This is a genomic window from Leucobacter sp. UCMA 4100 (assembly GCF_027853335.1).
Lineage (GTDB): Bacteria > Actinomycetota > Actinomycetes > Actinomycetales > Microbacteriaceae > Leucobacter_A.
The window spans coordinates 521,809-544,379 of record NZ_JAFEUS010000002.1 but is presented as its reverse complement, the minus strand read 5'-3'; the positions used below and the strand labels follow the sequence as shown (position 1 = coordinate 544,379).

Here is a 22,571-nt window from a genome sequence, read left to right as displayed (position 1 = left end):
CCGATAGCGGTACCTTAGATGCATGAGTACTGCTCCAAATGATCGTCTTCCCAGGCTAACACCGGCGGTTGCCGAGACCCGTCTCGCGGTTCGAGAGGCCCTCGACGAGGCCGCCTTGCCCGCTCAATCACTCGTCTTAGTGGCCCTTTCGGGGGGCCCAGACTCGTTTGCTTTGGCCGCTGCCTCAGCCTTCGAGGGTGAAAAAGCTGGCCTGCGCGTTGGCGCCGTGATCGTCGACCACGGGCTCCAGGCTGAGTCGGCTGAGGTCGCAGAGAAGACCGCGACGCTTGCACGAAACCTTGGCCTTGATCCAGTGATAGTGACCCGCGTCGAAGTGACAGAGCACAGTGACGGGCCTGAATCGGCTGCTCGCTCGGCAAGGTACACCGCGTTTCGCAACGCAGCTCGTGAAACGGGAGCGGTGCGCATTTTTCTCGGCCACACGAGAGACGACCAAGCAGAGCAGGTTCTCCTTGCCCTTGCACGCGGATCAGGCTCGCGTTCGCTCGCCGGTATTCCACCGAAGCGTGGGCTTTTTGTGCGCCCGATCCTCGGTGTCTCAAGCCAGACCACCGCTCAGGCGTGCGAAGACGCGGGCATTGACCCCTGGCAAGATCCGCACAACGAAGATCCGGCCTACACCAGATCACGGGTGCGCCATCGCGTGATTCCCGTGCTTGAGGCCGAGCTCGGTCCCGGCATCGTCGATTCGCTCGCTCGTACCGCAGAGCTTGCGCGCGAAGACAGCGAGGCGTTTGACGAGATGATCAGCGAGATCATCGAAGAGATCGTTGAGCCAGCCGAGGCGGGCATTGCGGTGCACTCTGGTGCGCTCTTTGCCAATCCCGCGGCATTGCGCAACCGCATCATTCGCTACGTCGCCAAAGCCGAGTTTGGTGTACAGCTCACCCGACAGCACACACTCGAGGTTGCTAAACTCGTGACCGACTATAAAGGCCAGGGTGCGTTGCACCTGCCCGGCATTCGCGTGAAGCGCGAGGGCGCATACATCGTGATGAGCGCGGCGCCCGGGGCAGAAGACCACCCGGGAACGATCCTCTAGAAAGAAGGAACGCATGGATTCAGAGCAACTGTCGGGCGAACTCGCGACAATTCTGTATACCGAGGCCCAGCTCAAGGCGCGGCTCGAAGAGCTGGCCCGCGAGATTGAAGCCGACTACCCGGGTGAGCCGCCCTTGCTCGTCGGGGTGCTCAAGGGCGCGATCATGGTGATGGCTGACCTCTCACGCGAGTTGCGCTTTCACGCACAGATGGACTGGATGGTGGTGTCGTCGTACGGTGCAGGCACGAAGTCGAGCGGCGTTGTGCGCATCTTGAAAGACCTCGACGCCGACATTACCGACCGTGACGTGCTCATCGTTGAAGACATCGTTGAATCAGGGCTCACGCTTTCATGGCTCAAAGAAAACTTCTTGAGCCGCGGCGCGCGCTCGGTCAAAATTGTGACGATGCTTCGCAAGCCTGAGCTCGCAAAGGTCGAGATCACGGTTGACTACGTTGGCTACGATATTCCGCCAGATTTCGTGGTCGGCTACGGGCTCGATTATGCCGAGGATTACCGAAACCTGCGCGATGTTGCGATTCTCGCACCGCACATGTACGAGAAAAAATAACGTTCGGTTCGCCTACGGCAGAACTCCAGCAGATTTCCATGCCCGGCGGGGTAATCTCGAAACTATTACCCGCCGGGCATATTCGTTGACGAAAGGCGCTCATCTTGGCCGAAACAACACAGGGCAAAGGCAAGCAGCTCTTTAAAGGGCCGCTCATTTATTTCATCCTTGCGCCCCTCATTGTGCTGCTCGGATGGTCGCTGCTGGCCGGCGGAGGCATGAAAGAGGTCTCGACCCAGGACGGTCTCGCCTACATCACCGATGGCAAGGCCAAGAAGGTCACCATGATCGATGGTGACCAGCGCGTGAACGTTGAACTCACGAAGGCCGACAAAAAAGACGGTAAAGAGGTCTTCTTCTACTACGTTTCGCAGCGCGGTGACACCGTCGTTGAGGCGGTCACCGACGCCAAGCTCAAAGACGGCTACACCGACGAGGTGCCGAAGCCGAACCCGTGGCTCTCGATGCTCGGGTTCCTCCTCCCACTGTTGCTCATTGGCCTCTTCTTCTGGTGGATGCTCTCATCGATGCAGGGCGGCAACAAGGTCATGCAGTTCGGTAAGTCGAAGGCGAAGCTCATTGCTAAAGAGACGCCGCAGGTGACTTTTGTCGATGTCGCCGGTGCTGACGAGGCCGTCGATGAACTGCACGAGATCAAAGACTTTTTGCAAAACCCGACCCGGTACGAGGCAGTCGGCGCCAAGATTCCCAAGGGTGTGCTGCTCTACGGCCCTCCCGGTACGGGTAAGACGCTGCTGGCGAGGGCGGTCGCTGGTGAGGCCGGCGTGCCCTTCTACGCGATTTCTGGCTCAGACTTCGTCGAGATGTTCGTCGGCGTTGGTGCGAGCCGTGTACGTGACCTCTTTAAAGAGGCGAAGCAGAACGCACCGGCCATTATCTTTGTCGATGAAATCGACGCGGTAGGTCAACGCCGCGGTCAGGGCATGGGCGGCGGTCACGATGAGCGTGAACAGACGCTGAACCAGTTGCTCGTTGAGATGGATGGTTTCGAGCCGGGCATCAACATCATCATGATTGCCGCTACGAACCGCCCAGACATGCTTGACCCTGCACTTCTGCGCCCAGGCCGGTTCGATCGCCAGGTCGGTGTTGATGCACCAGACATGAAGGGGCGCCTGCAAATTCTCGAGGTGCACGCAAAGGGAAAGCCGCTCTCGAAGAACGTTGACCTCGAGGTCGTCGCACGAAAGACTCCTGGCTTCACCGGTGCTGATCTCGCGAACGTGCTCAACGAGGCTGCGCTGCTGACCGCTCGCTCTCACGCGCAACTCATTGATAACCGCGCGCTCGACGAGGCGATCGACCGTCTTGTTGCTGGGCCGCAGCGACGCACGCGCATGATGAACGACCAAGAGAAGCTTGTTACGGCCTACCACGAGGGCGGTCACGCGCTCGTCGCGGCCGCGCTCAACTACACCGACCCGGTCACGAAGATCACGATTCTTCCGCGAGGGAGGGCACTCGGCTACACGATGGTCATGCCGCTCGACGACAAGTACTCGGTGAGCCGCAACGAGCTGCAAGATCGCATCGCATACGCGCTCGGCGGCCGTGTTGCCGAAGAAATCGTGTTCCACGACCCGACCACCGGCGCGGGCAACGACATCGAGAAGGCGACCTCAACGGCCCGCCAGATGGTGACCGATTACGGTATGTCGGCGACGCTTGGGCCGGTCAAGCTTGGCCAGGCTCAGAGCCCCTCATACCTCGGTGAGTTCGGCTCAAGCAGGGACTACTCAGAAGGCATTGCCGTTCAGGTCGACTCTGAGATTCGCGCCTTCCTCGAGCAGGCTCATAACGAGGCGTACGAAGCGCTCAATATTAACCGTGACGTACTCGACCGTCTCGCGCTCGAACTGCTCGAAAAAGAGACCCTCGATCACAACCAGATCGCAGAGATTTTTGCTGACGTGCAGAAACTGCCAAAGCGCGAGGTATGGCTCTCACACGAAGACCGCCCGGTCTCGCAGCGCCCTCCCGTTGAGGTGCCTGAAGCGGTTCGCACCGATGGTGAAGCCGTGACGATTGCAAACCTCGATACCGATACCTCGAGCAAGCCGCAGGCTTCGACCACCTCGGGTGACGCAGCGGCTGGTGAACAGCCTGACGCTCACCCGCAGAGCGAGAACCCACCCGCACCGAGCAGTGGTGGGGCTGTGCCGAAGAACCTCGGTGTGGTCGAAGACCCCGACACCGACTCGGGCCGGTAAGCGGTCTCGCATGGCGACCAAGGTGCTCGGCGTGCTCAACGTTACGCCAGACTCGTTTAGCGATGCGAACCGGTTCGCCGAGCACGAGGCCGCCGTGAAGCGGGGCGTTGAGCTCGCGTCACTCGGCGCTTCGATCGTCGATGTCGGCGGTGAGTCGACGCGGCCTGGGGCAACGATGATCGGGGCTGCTGAAGAGCAGCGTCGGGTGCTGCCGGTCATCCGCGACCTCGCCCGCGAGGGTATCTGCCTCTCGGTCGATACGCTGCGCGCGAGTACCGCAGAAGCTGCCGTGCTCGCCGGCGCGCGCTACGTGAACGATGTGTCTGGCGGCGAATATGACCCGGCCATGGTCGACACGGTCGCGAGACTCTCGGCCAATGTTGACGGGGTTTACTACATCATCGGGCACTGGCGGGGCATTCCCGACCCAGAGCATGACCGCTCGAATTACGACGATGTCGTGGCCGAGGTTGCTGCGACTTTGAACGCAAACGCACAACGGGCCCTCGACGCAGGTGTCGCCCGCGAGAACATCGTGCTTGATCCCGGCCTCGGTTTCGATAAAAGGGCAGAACAGTGCTGGGAGATCTTGCGCCGGCTCGGCGAGATCACGGCTCTCGGCTACCCGGTGCTCATTGGAGCATCGCGCAAACGCATGCTCGCTGAGATCGCTGGGGCCGATAAACCCGCCACTGAGCGGGACCTCGCCACGAGCGTCGTGAGTGCTTTGAGTGCCAGAGCCGGAGCCTGGGGCGTGCGAGTGCACGACGTCGCGGCGACAGTCCAGGCACTCGCGGTGACCGAGGCCTGGGGGAGCGCAGCCACCTCGCCGACTCGTGACGTGCCTCTCGCCGACCCGAAACCCGCCACGTGGAGTGCGCTCAGCACGATTCGACTCACAGGGCTCGAAGCCTTCGCGCACCACGGGGTATTTGACTTTGAGCGGGCAAACGGCCAGAAGTTTGTCATTGACGCCGAGGTCGAGGTTGATCTCGCAGACACCGCCGACGACCTCAGCCGCACCGTGCACTACGGGGAACTCGCCGAGGCCATCGTCGCCTCGGTCGAACGTGACCCGGTCGATCTCATTGAGACCGTTGCAGAACGCCTCGCGGGAGTCGCCCTCTCGTTCGCCGGGGTGCGGCGCACCACCGTTACGGTGCACAAACCAGAGGCACCCATCACGGTGCCCTTCCACGACGTTTCCATTACGGTCACGAGGGAGCGTGCACGATGAGCGCCACCCCCATGAAACAGCTCACCACGGTATTGCTCGCGTTCGGCGCGAATCTCGGCGACCGGGAAGCGACGATCCGCGAAGCTCAAATGATGATCGCGAACGCGGCAGGCGTGAGCGAGGTCAAGGCCTCCCCGCTGCGTGAGACGATCGCGTTCAGAATCGATGGGCCCGACCCCGACGCGCCAAAGTATCTGAACGGGGTTGCGACCCTCACGACGACCCTTGGCGCACACGAACTGCTCGATCTCGTGCAGAGCGTCGAGCAACACCACGGGCGCACCCGCGAGGTCGTCTGGGGCGATCGAACCCTCGACATCGACATCATCGTCTTCGGCGGCAAGGCCATCGCCGATGAACGGCTCCGGGTTCCGCACCCGCGGGCACACGAGCGCGATTTTGTGCTCTCGCCGTGGAACGACCTTGACCCCCACGCCGTGCTCATGGGGCACGGGCGAGTGAAAGACCTTCTTGAAGCAGTCGGCGACACCACGACTGCCTATGACGGGGCTTCGGCATGAACCCCGGGGCGCGCAAGCTGAACCCCCTCACCCTCGTGGTCTTTGGCATTGTGGGCGCAGGTATCGGCCTGCTTCTGCAAACGTATCGCTCGGGCGTAGGCGTTGCGCCATTTGCGCCGCCGCTGTCGTTGCCCGCGTCGCTTCTCGTTATCGCGGTCTTGCTCATCGTGCTCGCCTTGCGGCTCAAGCGCGCGATTGTCGACACGCGCACGATCACGGTAAACCCCTTTCACGCCGTGCGGCTATTGGCCGCCGCTTGGGCGTCGCAGTTCACTGGAGCGCTCTTCGCGGGCTTTGGGCTCGGCCTCTTCGTGATGATTGCAGGCCGAGTGACGCAGCTCGCTGCCGCGGTGTGGCTGCCCATGGGGCTCACAACGCTCACCGCTCTGGTGCTGCTCATCGCGGGGCTGTTCGCCGAGCGAGTTTGCCGAATACCGCCTGACGACGGGGCAGAGAAGAGCGCGTCAGATGAGCGCGCAGAAGGCCCAGAACACGGAACTGCGCAAGCATACGAACGGCCAAAAGACTAAACTAAGCCACGTGCAAACTCTTGAACCTCAATTTCAGTCAGACGCCCGTGAGTGGCAACGCGTTTCGCCGAAGTATGCCGTAGCAGATCTGCTCGTCAACCTCATCACCGGGGGCATCGTCATCGGCGTTCTCGTGTTTGTGTTCGCGGTCGCCGCCGACGAATGGCTCATCTGGTACACCCTTGCGGTTGCCGCGGTCGCGATTATCGTGCTCATCTCGTCGGCGCTCGCGTTTCGCCGTGTGAAAGCCATCGGCTACATGCTGCGCGAAGACGACCTCATCTTCCGCCGTGGCATCATGTTCGAGCGCATTATCGCGGTGCCCTACGGCCGCCTTCAGCTCGTCGACGTCACCCGCGGCCCGCTCCTGCGCATGCTCGGACTCGCCTCGCTGAAGTTTGTGACGGCGGCTCCCGCAACCGGTGTGCAGCTTCCCGGCCTGAAAACGAAAGACGCCGAGCAGCTGCGCGACCAGCTCGTGGCACTCGCTGAGACGAGGCGGTCAGGCCTGTGACCCACAACGCTCACTCTGAGGCTCCCGAACCGGCAGCCGCCGAGGTTGCGGTCGAGCCAGACACCTGGCAGAGGCTGCACCCGCTCACCCCGATCATCGATGGCGGCCTCGTGCTCGTCATCGTTATCGGCATCATCATCGCCAATATGCGCGACGTGTTCATCAACCGTTTCGTTGGCAGCACGTGGAGCAACGAATACACGCCAGAGGGCGAATGGGGCGAGCCAAGCTGGTTCGAGAGCAACCTCATTCTCGTCGTAGCACTCAGCGTGCTCGGCCTCATCATCATCGTGCTCGGCTTCGCCTGGCTCAGCTGGTTCTTCCACTCATATCAGATCAATGGCAGCGCGGTCGAGATGCGCAAGGGCATTCTCTTTCGCAAGCACCGCAGGGCTCCGCTCGACCGTATTCAGTCGGTGAACCTGCAGCGTCCGCTCATTGCGCGGCTCTTCGGCCTCACAAAAATTCAGGTGCAGACCGGCGGATCAGACGGCGAGGTTGCCCTCGCATTCCTGTCGCACGGGGTCGCCAAAGACGTGCGGCAGCAGATTCTGCGCACGGCGGCCGCCGTTTCAGCGGGCAAGCCAGCGCCGGGAACCGAAGCCGCGAAGGAAGCCTCGGGCAGTGCTCTCGCCGAAGAGCTTGACCGCCGCGCGCAGGAGTTCGTCGACAGCGACATTGACTACGACGATGAGAACGCGGTTTCACTCGTGCAGGTGTCAGCGGGCCGCCTCGTCGGCTCGATCGTGCTCAGCCACGAGGCGATGTTCCTATATCTCGCCGTGATTTTGCTACCGTTCCTCGCGGCATCGCTGAGCTGGTACGTGCTCACGGCGCTGATTCCCATCGTGATCGCCTTCGCCGGCATCTTGATTAGCCGCTTCAATAAGGGCTTCAACTTCAGCATCTCGCAGTCGGGCAATGGCATTCGCACGGGATCGGGACTCACCTCGACCTCGACCGACACGATTCCCCGGCACCGTATTCACGCGATCGATATCTCTCAGCCCCTGTGGTGGCGCCCCTTCGGTTGGTGGCGCATTCGCCTCACGACCGCCGGCAGCACCGCCGCGAATACGGGCAACAGTAACCAGGGCGTGCTCGAAAACGTCGTCTTGCCGGTGGGTAAACGCGACGATGTTCTTGCGGTTGCCGGGCTTATCGCACCGCACCTCAGCGAGCCGGGCGAACAGCACTGGGTGCTTGATGCACTCGATGGGCCAGGAACCGGCTTCACGAAGGCGGGGCCACGCTCGGCGTTCCTCCTGCTCTTTGGCCGTCGTCGGGCCGGCATCTCGATCGCGCATGGTGACACGCTGAACGCGACCGTGCGCATTCGTCGGGGCGCCTTCACGAGGCACCTCGTCATGCTGCCCATTGCCCGTGCGCAGTCGATCATGCTGCACCGGCCGATGGTGCACGCCTGGCTCGGCCTCGCGACGATCGTGCTGCACACCGTCATGGGGCCGGTGAGCGCCCAGATGCGCGGACTCGCCCGCAGTGACGCGCAGCAGTGGTGGAACTATCTTGCGAACACCGCAGTGAGGGTGCAGCGCGGCGACGAAGCCCCGAGGCGCGCGCCCAGGCACGCGGCCGTGGAGGAGCCCGAACAGTGACGGGGGCTGCCGGGCGCCTCGGCATAGGCATCATCGGCGCGGGTCGTGTTGGCCCCGTGCTCGGCCGTGCGCTAGCGGGAGCAGGGCACGAGATTCTTGCGATCAGCGCGGTGAGTGACGAAAATCGCGAGCGTGCAGAGGCGCTCTTGCCGGGCGTTCCGATCCGCACCCCCGATGAAATCGTGCGTGACTCGCAGCTCGTCATCTTCGCGATACCCGCGGGTGAACTCGAAGCGCTCGTGCACGGGCTCACCGAGACCGGGGCGTGGCAGCCGGGACAACTCGTCATGCACACCGCGGCAGCGTTCGGGTACGGGGTGTTTGCACCAGCGATGCAGAGCGGTGTGATTCCGCTCGCGTTTCACCCCGCGATGGTGTTCAGCGGCACGAGCCTCGACCTGGCCAGGCTGCACGAGGCCACCGTTGCCGTCACGGCCCCTGCGCCGGTTCTGCCCATCGCGCAGGCACTTGCCGTCGAGATCGGTGCCGAGCCCGTGATCGTGGCCGAAGAAGCGCGAGCAGAGTACGCCGACGCGACCACGGCTCTTGGTGAGCTCACGGCCTCGCTTGCGCGGCAAACCGTTGCGACGCTCACCGACCTCGGTATCGAGATGTCGTCGCGAACCGTAGCGAGCATCGCGCGTGCGGCGCTCGACGAAGTCTTGCTTGAAGCCCCACGCGATGAGGGCCTGTAAGAACAGCTAGACTGGTCAAGTCTGATACCCAAGGCGTTACGCCCGACCTCAAAGGATGCCAGTGACTGACACGACTCAGCCAGAAGAACTGAATGCGAGCGAGTTTGAACAGGAAGTGTTCGAACAGAAAGCCGTACGTATGGCTAAGCGTGACAAACTCAACGCCCAGGGCGGCCTTGGCGGCGGGGCATACCCCGTTGCATTGCCCATCACGCACACGATTCCCGCGGTGCGCGCTGAGTTCGGCAAGCTCGAGGCAGAGGCCGATTCGCGCTCTGGCGTGGCCGTCGGTGTTGCTGGCCGCGTCGTGTTTCAGCGCAACACGGGTAAGCTCTGCTTCGCCGCGTTGCAGTCAGGTGACGGCACCCGCATTCAGGCGATGGTGAGCCTCGCCGAGGTGGGCGAAGAATCACTCGCAAGCTTCAAAGAGCTCGTTGACCTGGGCGACCATCTCTTCGTCCAGGGCGAGGTCATCTCGAGCCGCCGCGGCGAGCTCTCAATCATGGTGACCGAGTGGCAGATCGCTTCGAAGGCGATCGCGCCCCTTCCTAACGTGTACAAAGAACTGAACGAAGAGACGCGGGTGCGTCAGCGCTACCTCGACCTCATCGTTCGCGAGCAGGCTCGCGTGAACGTCGTGACGCGTGCACGCACCATGGCGAGCCTGCGTAAAACGTTCGCCGAGCGCGACTTTCTCGAGGTCGAAACCCCGATGCTGCAGGTGATGCACGGCGGCGCCGCTGCGCGCCCGTTCGTGACTCACTCGAACGCCTTCGATACCGAGCTCTTCCTGCGTATTGCTCCCGAGCTGTACCTCAAGCGTGCGCTCGTTGGCGGCATCGAGCGTGTGTTTGAGATTAACCGAAACTTTCGTAACGAGGGCTCAGACTCGACGCACAGCCCCGAGTTCGCGATGCTCGAGTCGTACGAGGCGTACGGCGACTACAACTCGATCGCAGACCTCACGCAAACGCTCATTCAGAATGCGGCGCTCGCGGTGAACGAGGGAACCGAGCGCGAGGGTTCGCACGAGGTGCTGTGGGCTGACGGAACGCTCTTCGACCTCGGCGGTAACTGGGATCGCATCTCGATGTACGGCACGCTCTCAGAGGCACTCGGCCGCGAGGTTACCCCAGCGACTCCCGTCGACGAGCTGCAGAAGATCGCCGACGCCGAGGGCGTCCAGGTGCCCCACGCCAATCACGGCAAACTCGTCGAAGAGCTGTGGGAGCACTTCGTCAAGGGTGGGCTCACGCGCCCGACCTTCGTGATGGACTTTCCCGTCGAGACGAGCCCGCTCGTGCGCCAGCACCGAGACATCGAGGGCGTCGTCGAGAAGTGGGACCTGTACATTAACGGCTTTGAACTCGCGACCGGGTACTCAGAGCTCGCCGACCCCGTGATTCAGCGTGAGCGCTTCGTCGAGCAGGCTGCTCTCGCGGCCCAGGGCGACGACGAAGCACACCCGATCGACGAGGAATTCCTGCGCGCACTCGAGCACGGCATGCCACCCGCTGGCGGCATGGGTATGGGCATGGACCGCCTGCTCATGTCACTCACGGGCCTCGGCATTCGCGAAACGATTCTGTTCCCACTCGTGAAGTAGCGCCGCAAGGCAATCGCCACCGTTCTTTTCAGGAAAGCCAGGTACAGTCACCACTATGGATGTCTTTTTAGATGGAGTGTGGGCGATCACGCCGACCCTGCTCATTGGTCTCTTCTTCGCATGGGTCTTGCGTTTGATCCTGCGCGCCGACCGGAGCGAACGCCGCGTGTTCCAAGACATTGAGAACGAAGAGCGCGCGAAGGCCGGCCTGCCACCGAAGCAGTAGCCCTTCGCCGTCTCAACGCCGTCGCAGCCAAGCACCGCCTCACCGCGGGACGCTGGCTGCGGCGGCGTTTGTGCGTTTTTGGGCGAAATTGGGCGCTCGCGGTGCCGCGGCCTAGGTTACTATGGTGCATGGACATAGGGGCGTCGGTTGCCCACGAACTGGGCGAGGAGACGCTACACGGTGATACCTTTTGATATGCAGGGGCTGAGCTCTTTCGCGCTTGCCTGGACCATCACACTCACGGTGGTCGACAACCTGCTTCGCATCACCGCCCTCTTCGTTGTGCCGCGCAACCGCAGACCAACCTCTGGCATGGCCTGGCTCATGGCGATCTTCTGGCTGCCGATCCCCGGCTTCCTGCTTTTTCTCGTGATCGGCAGTAACCGCCTGCCGAAGCACCGCACCGAGAAGCAAGAGACGATCAACGGTCTCGTGACGGGCATCGCCGAACGCGAGAACAACAAGCTCGTCTCGAATCACGACGACCTTCCCGCCGCACTCGTGCCGGCGGTCAAGCTTGGCACGAGGCTCGGGGCCCAGCCGATGCTCTCTGGCAACGCGGCGTCGATGAGCATCAACTATGAGCAGTCGCTGCTCGACATCGCGAAGGCCATCGACGAGGCCGAGACCTTCGTACACATTGAGTTTTACATTCTTGCGCTCGATGACACCACTCGGGTGCTCTTCGACGCGATGCGTCGCGCGATTGAGCGCGGGGTAGAGGTGCGTGTGCTGCTCGACCACATCGCCTCGGTGCGCAACATGTACGGCAAAGAGACGCGCGAAGAGCTCGACGACATGAACGCGCAGTGGTCGTACATGCTTCCGGTTCGCCCGTGGCGCGGAGAGTACCAGCGCCCCGACCTGCGAAACCACCGCAAGCTCGCGATCATCGACGGCAAGGTCGGCTTCATGGGCTCGCTCAACATCATCGATGCCTCGTACAACCTCAAAAAGAACCTGCGCCGGGGGCTTCTCTGGCGTGACCTTATGGTTCGGCTCGAGGGCCCCGTCGTGCTTGGCCTCGAAGCAGTTTTCCAAGGCGACTGGTACATCGAGACCGGCGAGTTTCTCGAGCACCTCTCGCCGTTTGAAACCTTCGTTGACGACGAAACGAAGCAACCGGGCGATCTCGACTGCCAGATCTTGCCGAGTGGCCCCGGCTACGCGAACGAAAATAACCTGCAGGTCTTCGTCGCGCTGCTCTACACGGCGCAGCACCGCATTAGCATCACGAGCCCGTACTTCGTGCCCGACGGGTCGATCATGAACGCGCTTCGTGCCGCGACCGCGCGTGGCGTCGAGGTCGAGCTGTTTGTGTCAGAAATCGGCGACCAGCCGCTCGTGTACCACGCGCAGCGCTCGTACTACGAGGAGCTGCTGCGCGCTGGCGTGCGCATCTTCATGTACAAGCCGCCGTTCATTCTGCACGCGAAGCACTTCACGATCGACACCGAGGTTGCCGTGGTGGGCTCTTCGAACATGGATCAGCGCTCGTTCGGCCTCAACATGGAGGTATCGATGATCGTGCACGGCACCGAGTTCGTGCGCGACCTCGACGAGGTCAACGACTACTACCGCGAGAACTCGCGCGAGCTGCTCGACGAGGAATGGTCGCAGCAGCCCCTGCGCTCGCAGCTTTTCGACAACCTGGCTCGCCTCACGTCGGCCCTGCAGTAGCCCGTTGCGGATCGCGGCTCGCGGGTCGCAGCTTGCGCAGTCGCCCCGGCGCGCAGCTATGCCTGCGGAGCCTGGCTCAGCAGATCGCCAACGTCGCAGTTCAGGGCCCGGCAGATGGCCGTGAGCGTTGTAAAGCGAATAGCCTTGGCGCGATCATTTTTGAGGACCGAGAGGTTCACAACGCTCACCCCAACAAGCTCGCTGAGTTCGGTGAGCGTCATCCCTCGTGCCTCGAGCAACTCATCGAGGTGGCAGCGAATCGCATGGGTCTCTTCGGGCGGCACTAGATGAGCCCCTCACTGTCGCGTTGTAACCGCACACCCCGAGCCCACAGCATCGCGACGAGCCCGAGCACCACGCCGAGCGCGAGCATCGGCCAGTCGGTGTCTTGCAAGGGAGAGTAATGGCCCGCCACCAGCCACGACCCGGCTGCAGAAGGGGCCTCGCCGCTGCTGGGCAGGCCGAGCTCTGTGAGAGCGACCTCTGCGGCGAGTGCGGTGAACCACGGAATGACGACCGAGCCCACGAGGCTGAGACCCGCGATGACCGCGAGAAACACCTGCCCGGTGCGGGCAAAGGGGCGCTGGCCGACGAGGCGACGCGTGAGGGCGATGACGCCCAAGCACCCGGCAATGACGGTCGCAAAGGGAAGCGCGGTTGCGACGCCGGTCAGCACTCGGGGCAGAATGAGCGGTTCGAACCCTTCGACGAGTGCAGTGTCATGGGAGACGCGGCTGCCCCCGAGGCCACTGAGCCCGGCAATCTCGTTCGTTTCGGGCATGGCGACGGCGGCTGTGAATGAGAATGATCCGCCGACCGGGTTTGTGACGCTCCACGAGGTGATGAGCAACGCATAGAGTAGGGCGACGAGCCCAACAACGCTTGCTGCGGTGATGAGTGCGGTCGCGAGTGATTTCTGGATGATCATTACACGAGTCCTTCGACTTCTTCTTGCATGCGCAGGGCCCTTGCGAGCGCGATGTCGAGCAGGCCGAGTGAGCACACGATAAAGAGGATAACCGCATACCAGGCCCACCATATGCCGCCGGCAGGAGCTTGTGAGCGAACGTTGAGGGCGCCTTCGACGCCGTTCGCTGCGAGGTGCCAGCAGGCGTAGGCGGTGACCGCCCCGATTGCGAGCCCGTAAGTGAGGGTTCGTACGAGCCTGCTTGTCGCTCGCGAGAAGAAGGATCCGCGCAGGAATGCCCAGGCGATACCGCCCGTACAGACGATGCCGCACAGACCCGTCAGGCACGCGACGATGATTGTGGCGCCGAGTGCGATGGTCGAGAGCGGATTCAGTTGCGTGACGAGTACGTTGATCGTCGTGAGCGTTCCCGAGACCGGCTCGGCCGAGATCGGCCCACCGGAACCGTATGCGGTGAGGGCCTCGGCGGTGACTTGCGCCTCGCTGACTGGCAGGCGCCACATGATCCCGTTCGGGGTGAAGGCGTCGCGAAATGTTGTGACGGTGATTGCGATGACGCTCGCGGCGGCGAGTACGCCCATGACGAGAACCGTGAAGGCATCGGGCTTGAGCCTGCGCTGCTGTTGGAACTCTGACTGCGTGCTGTGTGACATTAGATGAGTCCTTCGGTTTCTCGGTGAAGCTTTGCCCCGACGGCGAATGCGTGTGCGGTAATGGCGCCGACGATGGCAAAGAAGATCCACGGCAGAATCGAGAATGAGACGGCCGGTGTGAGCTTGCTGAGCCCCGCCCAGCCGTGCCCGCCGTCGAAGCTGTCGGTTCCGGAGCCTGTGCCTGTGCCTGTTCCCGCCCCGATTCCCGCGACGGTTTCGACCGCTGTCATGAAGGTGAGCATGGGTTGCGTGGTAAAGGTGATGAGCGCAATGATCCACGTCGCGCCGATCGCCACCGCGGTGCCGCGGCTGAACACACTGCCTCGAAGCACATTGCGGGCGACGAAGCCGAGGCCCACCGCGATGCCGATGATGCCGACAATCATGAGCGCTGACCCGGCGATCGCGGGCGCCAAGGCCGACGCGGGCAGATCGCTGACGGTGAGCGTGATGCTCTCGACCGTGGCGGCGACCCCGTCGCTGAGCGTTTGTGGGCTGGCCTCGAGCACCTCGGTCTTCACTGCCACCTCGCCAGTGCCGACAACCTCAGCGATGCGGGCGACGCTCACCGCAACCCCCGCAGCCGCACCGAGTGCGCCAAGCCCGAGGAACGCCCACAGCGAGATCCGGTCGGCCGCGCCGAGGGGGTGCGTTGCTCCTGGGACCGCTTTCCTTGCTGGCGTCGCTGTCGCCGCTGCTTCTGCTGGTTCCGTTGCCCTCGCGGCTTCTGCGGCCGTCATCTTCGCTGCGGCGTTGGGTTGCTGCTGCATGCTGTCTCCATATCGATATTCGATAATAACGTTAATCGATATGGTGACGGATTGCTGGCAAGTCTGTCAACCCCGAATTTCGTCGTGGGGGCGTTTGTTGCTCTTTTCTTGGTCTACTTGACGAAAAGCAGGGTGTTTTGAGTCAAACACCCTGCTTTTCGTCAAACGGCGGGCAAAACAGCGGACACAGAGCAACAACCTAGGCGTCACCGAGGTCACACTTGGTGCCCCGAAGCCACGTCAACCGCTACCGGAGGGCCTCGCTGAGCCGGCGAAGAAAACTCTCTGGTGAGCGAAGGTCGCGAGCGGTCGCGCGCAGCACTCGCCAACCGGCAGCAATCATGAGTTCGTGCCGCTCGACGTCGAAACGTGCTTGCTCCTCGCCGCCGGTGAAGTGATAGCGGCCCTCGTACTCGATCGCTACCCGGAAGGTCGGGTAGCCCAAATCTGCGTGCAAGGTGCGGCCTTCAACCTCAATGGGGCAATTGACCTGAGGATCTGGAAGTCCTGCTTCACGAATTCGTAGGCGCAGCGCGCTTTCTGCCGGAGAGTCGACGGGCCAACGCAGTAAAGGTAGGGCCGCGGCTCGGGCCACCGAGCCGACCGATCTCTCATGCTGCGCGCACGCGGCGTAGAGCTCGGCGAGCGTCGCCAGGGGAGGGGAACGTTGGCCGCCACCCCGGTCGATACGCAGCCCCGTAAGCACAGCATCGCCGAGTGCGACGAGTCGCTCATGACTCACCCTGCCGGCGAGCATGCACCACGTATCAGCCGGCGAAGTGACCGGAAGCCCAGCAAGCCGATGAACCTCGACCGTTTGAGCCCGGACCGAGTGGCTCGCGACGCCCGCCCTGCGCAATGCTCGGGCTGGAAGCTCGGTAACAATATCGATGGGCAGCGGATCACGTACGCCCAAGGCACGTTTTCGGGGCAAGGCAAGCCCGTAGAGCTCGGCAGCGGTGAAACGGGAAAACGCATCTGTTGGTCTCAGGACCGGCAGAAGAGCTCGACAGCGAAGCTCGAGGGAGTGCAATGGCATGAGCGAGGGATTCACGATAATGCCGTGTGAAGCCCTGGGCATATCTTTGGCCTGAACGCGCCCTTTCGATGCGCCCCGTGAGATCACCTCAGAGACGCGCAGCGCGTCCGCGTCGAAGTGAGTGAAAGGAGTGCGTCGGTTCATCGTGAGTTCCACGATGCCGTAACCGCTGGCGTGGATCTGCTTGCCAACAGCCTCGGTGCTCGTTCTGGTGTTGTGAACGGTGAACGGCTTGCGCTCGCCGAAAGCTCCGTGGTGCCGTAGGTGTTCTGATCCACTTGACGAAAAGCAGGGTGTGCGGCCGAAAACACCCTGCTTTTCGTCAAGTAGACGCGGAAAAAGCGAGCAGCGGTGTCGCGAGGCGCGGGGGAGTGTCACGCAGCGTTGAAAGGATGCCGTGGGGCGCAAAGGGATCTCATCGTGCGCAATGGCGTGGCATCGCGCGCTACTGAGCGTCAGTGCGCGCCAGCTGGCCTAAGCGCGAGGCGTCAAGCCCGAGGCCGAGGCGGAGCCCCCAGCCCCGAAAGCCCCGATCACGCCGACGGCGAACATTTGCCCACAGAGCAGGTCTAGCCCGTACGCTGGTGGCATTGGGAGACGTGTACGTTGCACGTCGCGACGAGGAGAAACACATGTTCGAGAGATTTACCGACCGCGCACGCCGCGTTGTCGTGCTCGCGCAAGAAGAAGCGAAGTCGCTCAACCACAACTACATTGGCACCGAGCACATTCTTCTGGGACTCATTCAGGAAGGCGATGGCGTCGCCGCGAAGGCGCTCGGTGAACTCGGCATCTCGCTCGACGCTGTGCGCGAGCAGGTCATTGACATCATCGGCCAGGGGCAGCAGCCGCCGGCCGGCCACATTCCGTTCACGCCTCGTGCCCGCAAGGTGCTCGAGTACTCGCTGCGCGAGGCTCTGCAGCTCGGCCACAACTACATTGGCACCGAGCACATGCTGCTCGGCCTGCTGCGCGAGGGCGAGGGCGTTGCAGCCCAGGTGCTCATCAAGCTTGGCGCCGATCTCAACCGTACCCGCCAGACCGTGATTCAGATGCTCTCGGGCTACCAGGCGGGCAACAAAGAGACGGTCTCGGTCGGCGCGACCGAGACGCCCACCCAGGAAAAGGGCTCGAAGGTACTCGACAACTTCGGGCGCAACCTCACCCAGGCGGCTAGAGACGGCAAGCTTGACCCGGTTATCGGCCGCGAAAAAGAGGTCGAGCGAGTCATGCAGATTCTCTCGCGCCGCACGAAGAACAACCCGATCCTGATCGGTGAGCCCGGCGTTGGTAAGACAGCCGTCGTTGAGGGCCTTGCGCAGGCTATTGTGCGCGGCGAGGTTCCCGAGACGCTGAAAGACAAGCAGCTCTACGTGCTTGACCTCGGCTCGCTCATCGCTGGCTCACGCTACCGTGGCGACTTCGAGGAGCGCCTCAAGAAGGTCATGAAGGAAATTCGTGACCGCGGCGACATCATCATCTTCATTGACGAGATTCATACGCTCGTTGGTGCGGGTGCAGCCGAGGGTGCGATTGACGCCGCCAACATCCTGAAGCCCATGCTCGCGCGTGGTGAGCTGCAGACCATTGGTGCGACGACGCTCGACGAGTTCCGCAAGCACTTCGAGAAGGATGCTGCGCTTGAGCGCCGCTTCCAGCCGATTCAGGTTAACGAGCCTTCGATTCCGCACTCGATCAACATTCTCAAGGGCCTGCGTGACCGTTACGAGGCACACCACAAGGTTTCGATCGCTGACGACGCGCTCGAGGCGGCAGTAACGCTCGCCGATCGGTACGTGCAAGATCGCTTCCTGCCCGACAAGGCCATCGACCTGATCGACGAGGCCGGCGCACGCCTGCGTCTCTCGATTCTGTCGAGCCCACCCGAGCTGCGCGAGTTCGATGAGCGCATCGCGGTCGTTCGTGCCGACAAAGAGACGGCAATCGAAACGCAGGACTTCCAGAAGGCAGCCGAGCTGCGCGACGAAGAGAAGAAGCTCATCAACGAGCGCCTGCGCCGTGAGAAAGAGTGGCGCAAGGGTGAGGTCGAGACCGGCGGCATCGTCGACTCGGGTCTCATCGCCGAGGTGCTCGCAAACGCGACCGGTATTCCCGTGTTCAAGCTGACCGAAGAGGAGACCGCGCGTCTTCGCTTCATGGAAGAGGCGCTGCACCAGCGCGTCATCGGCCAGAATGAGGCGATCTCGGCGCTGTCGAAGTCGATCCGCCGCCAGCGTGCTGGCCTCAAGGATCCGAAGCGCCCCTCGGGCTCGTTCATCTTCGCCGGGCCCACGGGTGTCGGTAAGACCGAGCTTGCGAAGGCGCTCACCGAGTTCCTGTTTGACGACGAAGATGCGCTCATCTCGCTCGACATGTCAGAGTACGGCGAGAAGCACACCGTTTCGCGCCTGTTCGGTGCCCCTCCCGGGTTCGTCGGCTTCGAAGAGGGCGGCCAGCTCACCGAGCGCGTGCGCCGCAAGCCATTCTCGGTCGTGCTCTTTGACGAGATCGAGAAGGCTCACCCCGATATATTCAACTCACTGTTGCAGATTCTTGAAGAGGGTCGCCTCACCGACGGTCAGGGCCGCGTAGTCGACTTCAAGAACACCGTCATCATCATGACCACGAACCTCGGTTCGAAGGGCATTGCCGGTGGACCCGTCGGCTTCCAGGTCGAGGGCAACGAGGCGGCAACCTACGACATGATGAAGGGCAAGGTGATGGAAGAGCTGAAGAACCACTTCAAGCCCGAGTTCCTGAACCGTGTCGACGACACCATCGTGTTCCCGCAGCTGTCGAAGGAAGAGATTCTGCAGATCGTGCACCTCTTCATCAAGAGCCTGCGCGATCGTCTGCTCGATCGCGGCATCGACATCGAGGTTTCAGAGGCAGCTCGCCAGCACCTCGCCGACAAGGGTTACGACCCATCGCTCGGCGCAAGGCCGTTGCGTCGCGCGGTGCAGCAGCTCGTCGAAGATCCGCTCTCAGAGATGATCTTGAACGCAGAGCTCGTGTCGGGCGACACCGTGAAGGTTGACTTCGTCGAGAACGAGCTCACCTTCGCTGTCGAGCACGGTGCCGAGCGTGACGCGGGTGCAGTGAGCGCCGCGAACGCCGCGGCAACCGCTTCGACGGCCGCAACGCCCGACGTCATCTAGCACGTCACTGAAAACGCCCCCGGTTTCGCGACCGGGGGCGTTTTTTGTTGCATGAGCACCGGGTTAGACTGGAGTGATGAACAACGAGATCATCATTCGGCCAGCACGCACGACTGACGTGCGCAAGATCAGCGAACTGATGGAGCCCCTCGTTGCCAGGCGAATTCTGCTCGGTAAAGACCTCGTCGTGCTGTACGAACAGGTACAGGAATTTCTGGTCGCGACCGACCAGGGCGGCGAAATCATCGGGTTTGGTGCGCTGCACCCGATGTGGGAGCACCTGGGCGAAATTCGCACGATCGCGTCGGTCGACTCGTGGCTTGGTAAGGGCGTCGGCAGTGCGCTCATGCGTGGCCTTGAAGTGAAAGCGCGCGACCTGGGCCTCTCGAAGCTCTTCTGCCTGACCTTCGAAACTGAGTTCTTCACCCGTCACGGTTTCACGCCGCTCGATGAAAATGACACGCTCATCGAGGCCGATGTCTATGCCGAGCTCCTGCGCTCGCCCGATGACGGCGTGGCCGAGTTTCTCGACCTTGCACGCGTGAAGCAAAACACCCTCGGCAACACACGCATGCTCAAACGTATTTAATCAGGCTGCGCGGGTAGTCTGTGGTGCATGAGCGAGCACACCGACCAGAGCGATACCGGTAGCGGTATGCCGACGCGCCTGTCGCCGAAGGTATACCGCAGGCGCCGTATCGCGGTTGTCGTGGGTCTGCTCGCAGCGATCGCGATCATCGTCATGCTCGTGGTGGGCCCTCAAGGCGTTGCCGGCTGGTTCGGCGGCGGCGAGAAGCCCGCGCAGGCCGATTCGCAGGGCACTGAGCAAGGGGATGAGGCGAAGCCCAAGGACGATAAGCAGTCGCCGAAGGGCGCCGCGAGCTGCGACATGAAGCAGGTTTCGGTCGAGGCGATCACCGATCAGTCGAGCTACGACTCGGGCGAATCACCGCAGTTTTCGCTGCGCGTGACGAACCACAACGATGTGCCGTGCGACCTCGACCTCGGCACGAAGACGATGGGATTCGTGGTGACGAGTGGGGGCGAAACCTACTGGGATTCACGCCACTGCCAAACGAACCCTGAGACGACGCTCGTGCGCATGGAGCCCGATCAGTCGCTCGAGACCGAGGCGCTGCCATGGAACAGAACCAGAAGCACTCCCGAGACGTGCGACTCTGAACGCCCGGTGGCTCCTGGTGGCGGCGCTTCGTACCACCTCACGGCCGAGATCGCGGGCGTCGAGTCGCCCGAGTCGGCACAATTTCTCATGTACTGATCCTGTTTAATGTTGCAATGGCGGATCGCGACAAGCCCGTCAATGGCTCGGCAGTACTGAGGCTCACGCCCGACGAATTCCCCGGAACGCTCGATTAGACTAAACAACCGTGACGATGACTTCTTTAGCGGCAGCAGTGAGCACCCCGTTTCTTGGCCTGCTCGGTATCGACTGGCTTGATCCCGAGACCCTTCTCGAAGTTGGTGGATGGGCCGCGCTCATTCTCGCGATCGCATTCGTGTTTCTCGAAACCGGTGTCATTGTTCTCGCGTTCTTGCCTGGTGATTCGCTGCTCTTCACGGTCGGTCTCTTTACCGCGACCGGCGTCATCGACGTGCCCATTTGGATCACGTGCCTGTTTCTCTTTGTCGCAGCATTCGCCGGTGATCAGGTCGGCTTCATGCTCGGACGCAAGGCAGGCCCGGCCATCTTCAAACGTGAGAAGAGTCGCTTCTTCAATCCCGAGAATGTTGAGCGAACGCACGAGTTCTTCGAGAAGCACGGACCGAAGGCCATTATCATCGCGCGCTTCTTGCCGGTGTTCAGGGCATTCGTTCCCGCGGCGGCCGGAATCGGCAACATGACCTATCGTCGGTTTATCGCCTACAACTGCGTGGGTGCACTCCTATGGGCGGTCGGTGTGACGCTGCTCGGTTACTTCCTCGGGAGCATTGAATGGGTACGCAACTACAGCGAGTACATCATCATTACGCTCGTCTTGCTGCCGGGCATTCCCATCTTGATCGAGGCCATCAAGGGCTTCAGGGCCTGGCGCCGAAACCGTAAGGCTACCGAGCAGGACTAGCCGTCGACGCGTAACGCGAGCCACAGCTGCGCACGGTCGTCTGCGCTCTCGAGTGAGACCCCGAGCAGCGTTTCGATGCGTTCCATTCTCGCCCGAAGAGTGTTGCGGTGAATCCCGAGTGCCTCTGCGGCGGCACCGCGTTGGCCGTGCTGTGCCAGGAAGACGCGCAGGGTTTCACGCGCTTCGAGATCACAGTGGGGGCTGTGTAGCGAGAGCGCGCCCAACACGGCGTGGCTCGACGAAGCGCCCTCGGGAGTCGCGAGCAACAGCTCGATCAGCGCGTTCGACTCGTTCGCCTTGAGTACTCTGGCGGTGCGCGGGGTACGGTACAGGCGTTCAGCGCTCGAGAGTCTCGGCACGAGTGCCTCGGCCGAACGGCGGCTCACCTCGGCATGCTGCAGTTCGGTCTCAAGCCCCACCGCGACGTCGAGGCCGCTGGCGGTAATGTTGTCGATGGCCCAGCCCGCGAGCTCGGGGCTTACGACCTGCCAGGCGAGAACCGCTCCCTGTGGCGTCACCGGCTGCGTTCGAGCGCTCAGGGGATACCTCGTAATGAGCCTCAGGATGCCCTCTCGGTGCTGCGATCTCCAAGCGGCGATCGCTTCCGCCTGTCCTTGCGCCACGAGTACGTGCACTCGCTCCGGCAGGGTCATGCCGGGGTCGAGCACGTGCACGAGCCGCTGGGGGTCGGGAACCCCTGTCACGATCGCCTTCGTCACCCGGCCCCAACGCTCGCGTTCGACGACTGAGTTGTGAGCGCGGGTGCGATCGTCGATACTCAGCACCATCGCGGCCGAGGTGAATGCGGCGGCGCCCTCTGGTTCGAGTGGTGGGCCTGGGGCCACGAGCTCGCGTCCGGAACCGACCGAGAGTCGTTGCGACTGCTCGGAGCCCGCGTCGAAGCCCTGGGTTGCGGCAATGCTGCGCCCCTCGCTGTCAACGAGGGCAACGTGCCTGCCGGTGAGCTGTGCCACCGCCGAGATGATCGCGGCCGGGTCTGAGCCGGAGTGCGCGAGGTTCAGGACTCTTCGCTGCGCGAGCAACGCCTCTCTGGCTTGCCCGAGGTCGTCGCGTTGCCGTAGCAGCGAGACTTGTCTCGCGAGTGCAGCAGGGGCGAGTGTTGCGGGGGCGAGGAGCAGGGTCAGTTGGTAGTCGCCAGCGGCCTGCGTGAGCGCTGTCGGGGGTTTCGCGTGGGAAGCGGCTGCGGGAGCGATCCACACGAGCGCCGGCGTGCGGGCTCTCGTGAGCGAGGCGACGAAGTCTCGCCAGCGGGTGCCGGGTGCGGCCTCGGTGACGATGATGAGCGCTTCGGCATCGGCGTAGCGGAGGGCTTCGCCGGGGGTCGCGTGTGCCACCCATGAAATCGGTGCGGTGAGCGATGCGGCTTGCACGAGTTCGAGGCCGAGGTCGGCGGCTTCGAGAAGGTCGGTGACTGAGGCCATGGTGATA

The 22,571-nt window shown here is 62.7% G+C and carries 22 protein-coding genes; 16 read left to right on the top strand and 6 right to left on the bottom strand.

What is annotated here, in order from left to right:
* Window positions 1–22 precede the first annotated feature (22 nt).
* From tilS to cls, 12 genes are all read left to right on the top strand, one after another.
* Window positions 23–1,063 carry a tRNA lysidine(34) synthetase TilS gene (tilS, locus tag JSO19_RS02785; protein WP_270909587.1) on the top strand — a complete coding sequence of 347 codons (1,041 nt, stop codon included), beginning with the start codon at window positions 23–25 and terminating at the stop codon, window positions 1,061–1,063.
* 13 nt (window positions 1,064–1,076) lie between these two features.
* Window positions 1,077–1,634, top strand: a complete 558-nt coding sequence (hpt, locus tag JSO19_RS02780) for a hypoxanthine phosphoribosyltransferase (protein ID WP_270909586.1) — start codon at window positions 1,077–1,079, stop codon at window positions 1,632–1,634.
* A 104-nt stretch (window positions 1,635–1,738) separates the two neighbouring features.
* On the top strand, window positions 1,739–3,865 hold the full coding sequence (ftsH, locus tag JSO19_RS02775; protein ID WP_270909585.1) for an ATP-dependent zinc metalloprotease FtsH: 2,127 nt from the start codon (window positions 1,739–1,741) through the stop codon (window positions 3,863–3,865).
* Between the two features lie 10 nt (window positions 3,866–3,875).
* Window positions 3,876–5,102 carry a dihydropteroate synthase gene (gene folP / locus JSO19_RS02770; RefSeq protein WP_270909584.1) on the top strand — a complete coding sequence of 409 codons (1,227 nt, stop codon included), beginning with the start codon at window positions 3,876–3,878 and terminating at the stop codon, window positions 5,100–5,102.
* Window positions 5,099–5,623, top strand: a complete 525-nt coding sequence (folK, locus tag JSO19_RS02765; RefSeq protein WP_270909583.1) for a 2-amino-4-hydroxy-6-hydroxymethyldihydropteridine diphosphokinase — start codon at window positions 5,099–5,101, stop codon at window positions 5,621–5,623. Before folP ends, folK begins: the two co-directional genes overlap by 4 nt.
* Window positions 5,620–6,153, top strand: coding sequence for a DUF3180 domain-containing protein (locus JSO19_RS02760; protein WP_270909582.1), 534 nt, complete (start codon window positions 5,620–5,622; stop codon window positions 6,151–6,153). The genes folK and JSO19_RS02760 overlap by 4 nt, the downstream gene beginning before the upstream one ends.
* Window positions 6,154–6,163: 10 nt before the next feature.
* Window positions 6,164–6,667, top strand: a complete 504-nt coding sequence (locus JSO19_RS02755) for a PH domain-containing protein (protein WP_270909581.1) — start codon at window positions 6,164–6,166, stop codon at window positions 6,665–6,667.
* The gene (locus JSO19_RS02750) at window positions 6,664–8,283 is read left to right on the top strand and encodes a PH domain-containing protein (RefSeq protein WP_270909580.1); all 1,620 of its coding nucleotides are present in this window, start codon (window positions 6,664–6,666) and stop codon (window positions 8,281–8,283) included. Before JSO19_RS02755 ends, JSO19_RS02750 begins: the two co-directional genes overlap by 4 nt.
* Complete coding sequence (locus JSO19_RS02745; protein WP_270909579.1) at window positions 8,280–8,978, top strand: Rossmann-like and DUF2520 domain-containing protein; 699 nt, start codon at window positions 8,280–8,282, stop codon at window positions 8,976–8,978. Before JSO19_RS02750 ends, JSO19_RS02745 begins: the two co-directional genes overlap by 4 nt.
* Before the next feature lie 61 nt (window positions 8,979–9,039).
* A complete protein-coding gene (gene lysS / locus JSO19_RS02740) occupies window positions 9,040–10,584 on the top strand; it encodes a lysine--tRNA ligase (RefSeq protein WP_270909578.1) in 1,545 nt (514 codons plus the stop codon).
* Window positions 10,585–10,639: 55 nt separating this feature from the next.
* Window positions 10,640–10,810 carry a hypothetical protein gene (locus JSO19_RS02735; protein ID WP_217136460.1) on the top strand — a complete coding sequence of 57 codons (171 nt, stop codon included), beginning with the start codon at window positions 10,640–10,642 and terminating at the stop codon, window positions 10,808–10,810.
* 195 nt (window positions 10,811–11,005) lie between these two features.
* Window positions 11,006–12,490 carry a cardiolipin synthase gene (gene cls, locus JSO19_RS02730; protein ID WP_270912085.1) on the top strand — a complete coding sequence of 495 codons (1,485 nt, stop codon included), beginning with the start codon at window positions 11,006–11,008 and terminating at the stop codon, window positions 12,488–12,490.
* A 56-nt stretch (window positions 12,491–12,546) separates the two neighbouring features.
* On the opposite strand, the gene JSO19_RS02725 is transcribed toward cls, so the two are convergent.
* The 5 genes from JSO19_RS02725 to JSO19_RS02705 form a co-directional block, all read right to left on the bottom strand.
* On the bottom strand, window positions 12,547–12,774 hold the full coding sequence (locus JSO19_RS02725; RefSeq protein WP_217136459.1) for a helix-turn-helix domain-containing protein: 228 nt from the start codon (window positions 12,772–12,774) through the stop codon (window positions 12,547–12,549).
* Entirely contained in the window at window positions 12,774–13,418 is a 645-nt protein-coding gene (locus JSO19_RS02720) for a hypothetical protein (protein WP_270909577.1), read from the bottom strand. Before JSO19_RS02720 ends, JSO19_RS02725 begins: the two co-directional genes overlap by 1 nt.
* Window positions 13,418–14,071 carry a hypothetical protein gene (locus JSO19_RS02715; protein WP_270909576.1) on the bottom strand — a complete coding sequence of 218 codons (654 nt, stop codon included), beginning with the start codon at window positions 14,069–14,071 and terminating at the stop codon, window positions 13,418–13,420. The genes JSO19_RS02720 and JSO19_RS02715 overlap by 1 nt, the downstream gene beginning before the upstream one ends.
* Complete coding sequence (locus JSO19_RS02710; RefSeq protein WP_270909575.1) at window positions 14,071–14,841, bottom strand: hypothetical protein; 771 nt, start codon at window positions 14,839–14,841, stop codon at window positions 14,071–14,073. The genes JSO19_RS02715 and JSO19_RS02710 overlap by 1 nt, the downstream gene beginning before the upstream one ends.
* A gap of 247 nt (window positions 14,842–15,088) precedes the next feature.
* Window positions 15,089–16,024 (bottom strand): endonuclease domain-containing protein, encoded by a 936-nt coding sequence (locus tag JSO19_RS02705; protein ID WP_270909574.1) that lies wholly within the window; start codon window positions 16,022–16,024, stop codon window positions 15,089–15,091.
* 488 nt (window positions 16,025–16,512) lie between these two features.
* On the opposite strand from JSO19_RS02705, the gene JSO19_RS02700 reads away from it, so the two are divergent.
* From JSO19_RS02700 to JSO19_RS02685, 4 genes are all read left to right on the top strand, one after another.
* Window positions 16,513–19,038, top strand: a complete 2,526-nt coding sequence (locus tag JSO19_RS02700) for an ATP-dependent Clp protease ATP-binding subunit (RefSeq protein ID WP_270909573.1) — start codon at window positions 16,513–16,515, stop codon at window positions 19,036–19,038.
* 76 nt (window positions 19,039–19,114) lie between these two features.
* Window positions 19,115–19,627: an amino-acid N-acetyltransferase gene (locus tag JSO19_RS02695; RefSeq protein WP_270909572.1), complete on the top strand. Its 513-nt coding sequence runs from the start codon at window positions 19,115–19,117 to the stop codon at window positions 19,625–19,627.
* A 27-nt stretch (window positions 19,628–19,654) separates the two neighbouring features.
* Entirely contained in the window at window positions 19,655–20,317 is a 663-nt protein-coding gene (locus JSO19_RS02690; RefSeq protein WP_270909571.1) for a hypothetical protein, read from the top strand.
* A gap of 115 nt (window positions 20,318–20,432) precedes the next feature.
* On the top strand, window positions 20,433–21,122 hold the full coding sequence (locus tag JSO19_RS02685; RefSeq protein ID WP_270909570.1) for a DedA family protein: 690 nt from the start codon (window positions 20,433–20,435) through the stop codon (window positions 21,120–21,122).
* On the opposite strand, the gene JSO19_RS02680 is transcribed toward JSO19_RS02685, so the two are convergent.
* Complete coding sequence (locus JSO19_RS02680) at window positions 21,119–22,564, bottom strand: PucR family transcriptional regulator (RefSeq protein ID WP_270909569.1); 1,446 nt, start codon at window positions 22,562–22,564, stop codon at window positions 21,119–21,121. The genes JSO19_RS02685 and JSO19_RS02680 overlap by 4 nt on opposite strands.
* Window positions 22,565–22,571: the final 7 nt, after the last annotated feature.

Bases quoted from the DNA above. Each gene is read 5' to 3' on its own strand.
- hpt (WP_270909586.1), top strand. From the start codon at position 1,077: ATGGATTCAGAGCAACTGTCGGGCGAACTCGCGACAATTCTGTATACC.
- JSO19_RS02760 (WP_270909582.1), top strand. From the start codon at position 5,620: ATGAACCCCGGGGCGCGCAAGCTGAACCCCCTCACCCTCGTGGTCTTT.
- tilS (WP_270909587.1), top strand. From the start codon at position 23: ATGAGTACTGCTCCAAATGATCGTCTTCCCAGGCTAACACCGGCGGTT.
- folK (WP_270909583.1), top strand. From the start codon at position 5,099: ATGAGCGCCACCCCCATGAAACAGCTCACCACGGTATTGCTCGCGTTC.
- JSO19_RS02695 (WP_270909572.1), top strand. From the start codon at position 19,115: ATGAACAACGAGATCATCATTCGGCCAGCACGCACGACTGACGTGCGC.
- cls (WP_270912085.1), top strand. From the start codon at position 11,006: ATGCAGGGGCTGAGCTCTTTCGCGCTTGCCTGGACCATCACACTCACG.
- JSO19_RS02700 (WP_270909573.1), top strand. From the start codon at position 16,513: ATGTTCGAGAGATTTACCGACCGCGCACGCCGCGTTGTCGTGCTCGCG.
- JSO19_RS02715 (WP_270909576.1), bottom strand. From the start codon at position 14,071: ATGTCACACAGCACGCAGTCAGAGTTCCAACAGCAGCGCAGGCTCAAG.
- JSO19_RS02735 (WP_217136460.1), top strand. From the start codon at position 10,640: ATGGATGTCTTTTTAGATGGAGTGTGGGCGATCACGCCGACCCTGCTC.
- JSO19_RS02690 (WP_270909571.1), top strand. From the start codon at position 19,655: ATGAGCGAGCACACCGACCAGAGCGATACCGGTAGCGGTATGCCGACG.
- JSO19_RS02680 (WP_270909569.1), bottom strand. From the start codon at position 22,564: ATGGCCTCAGTCACCGACCTTCTCGAAGCCGCCGACCTCGGCCTCGAA.
- JSO19_RS02685 (WP_270909570.1), top strand. From the start codon at position 20,433: ATGACTTCTTTAGCGGCAGCAGTGAGCACCCCGTTTCTTGGCCTGCTC.
- JSO19_RS02710 (WP_270909575.1), bottom strand. From the start codon at position 14,841: ATGCAGCAGCAACCCAACGCCGCAGCGAAGATGACGGCCGCAGAAGCC.
- JSO19_RS02705 (WP_270909574.1), bottom strand. From the start codon at position 16,024: ATGAACCGACGCACTCCTTTCACTCACTTCGACGCGGACGCGCTGCGC.
- JSO19_RS02720 (WP_270909577.1), bottom strand. From the start codon at position 13,418: ATGATCATCCAGAAATCACTCGCGACCGCACTCATCACCGCAGCAAGC.
- folP (WP_270909584.1), top strand. From the start codon at position 3,876: ATGGCGACCAAGGTGCTCGGCGTGCTCAACGTTACGCCAGACTCGTTT.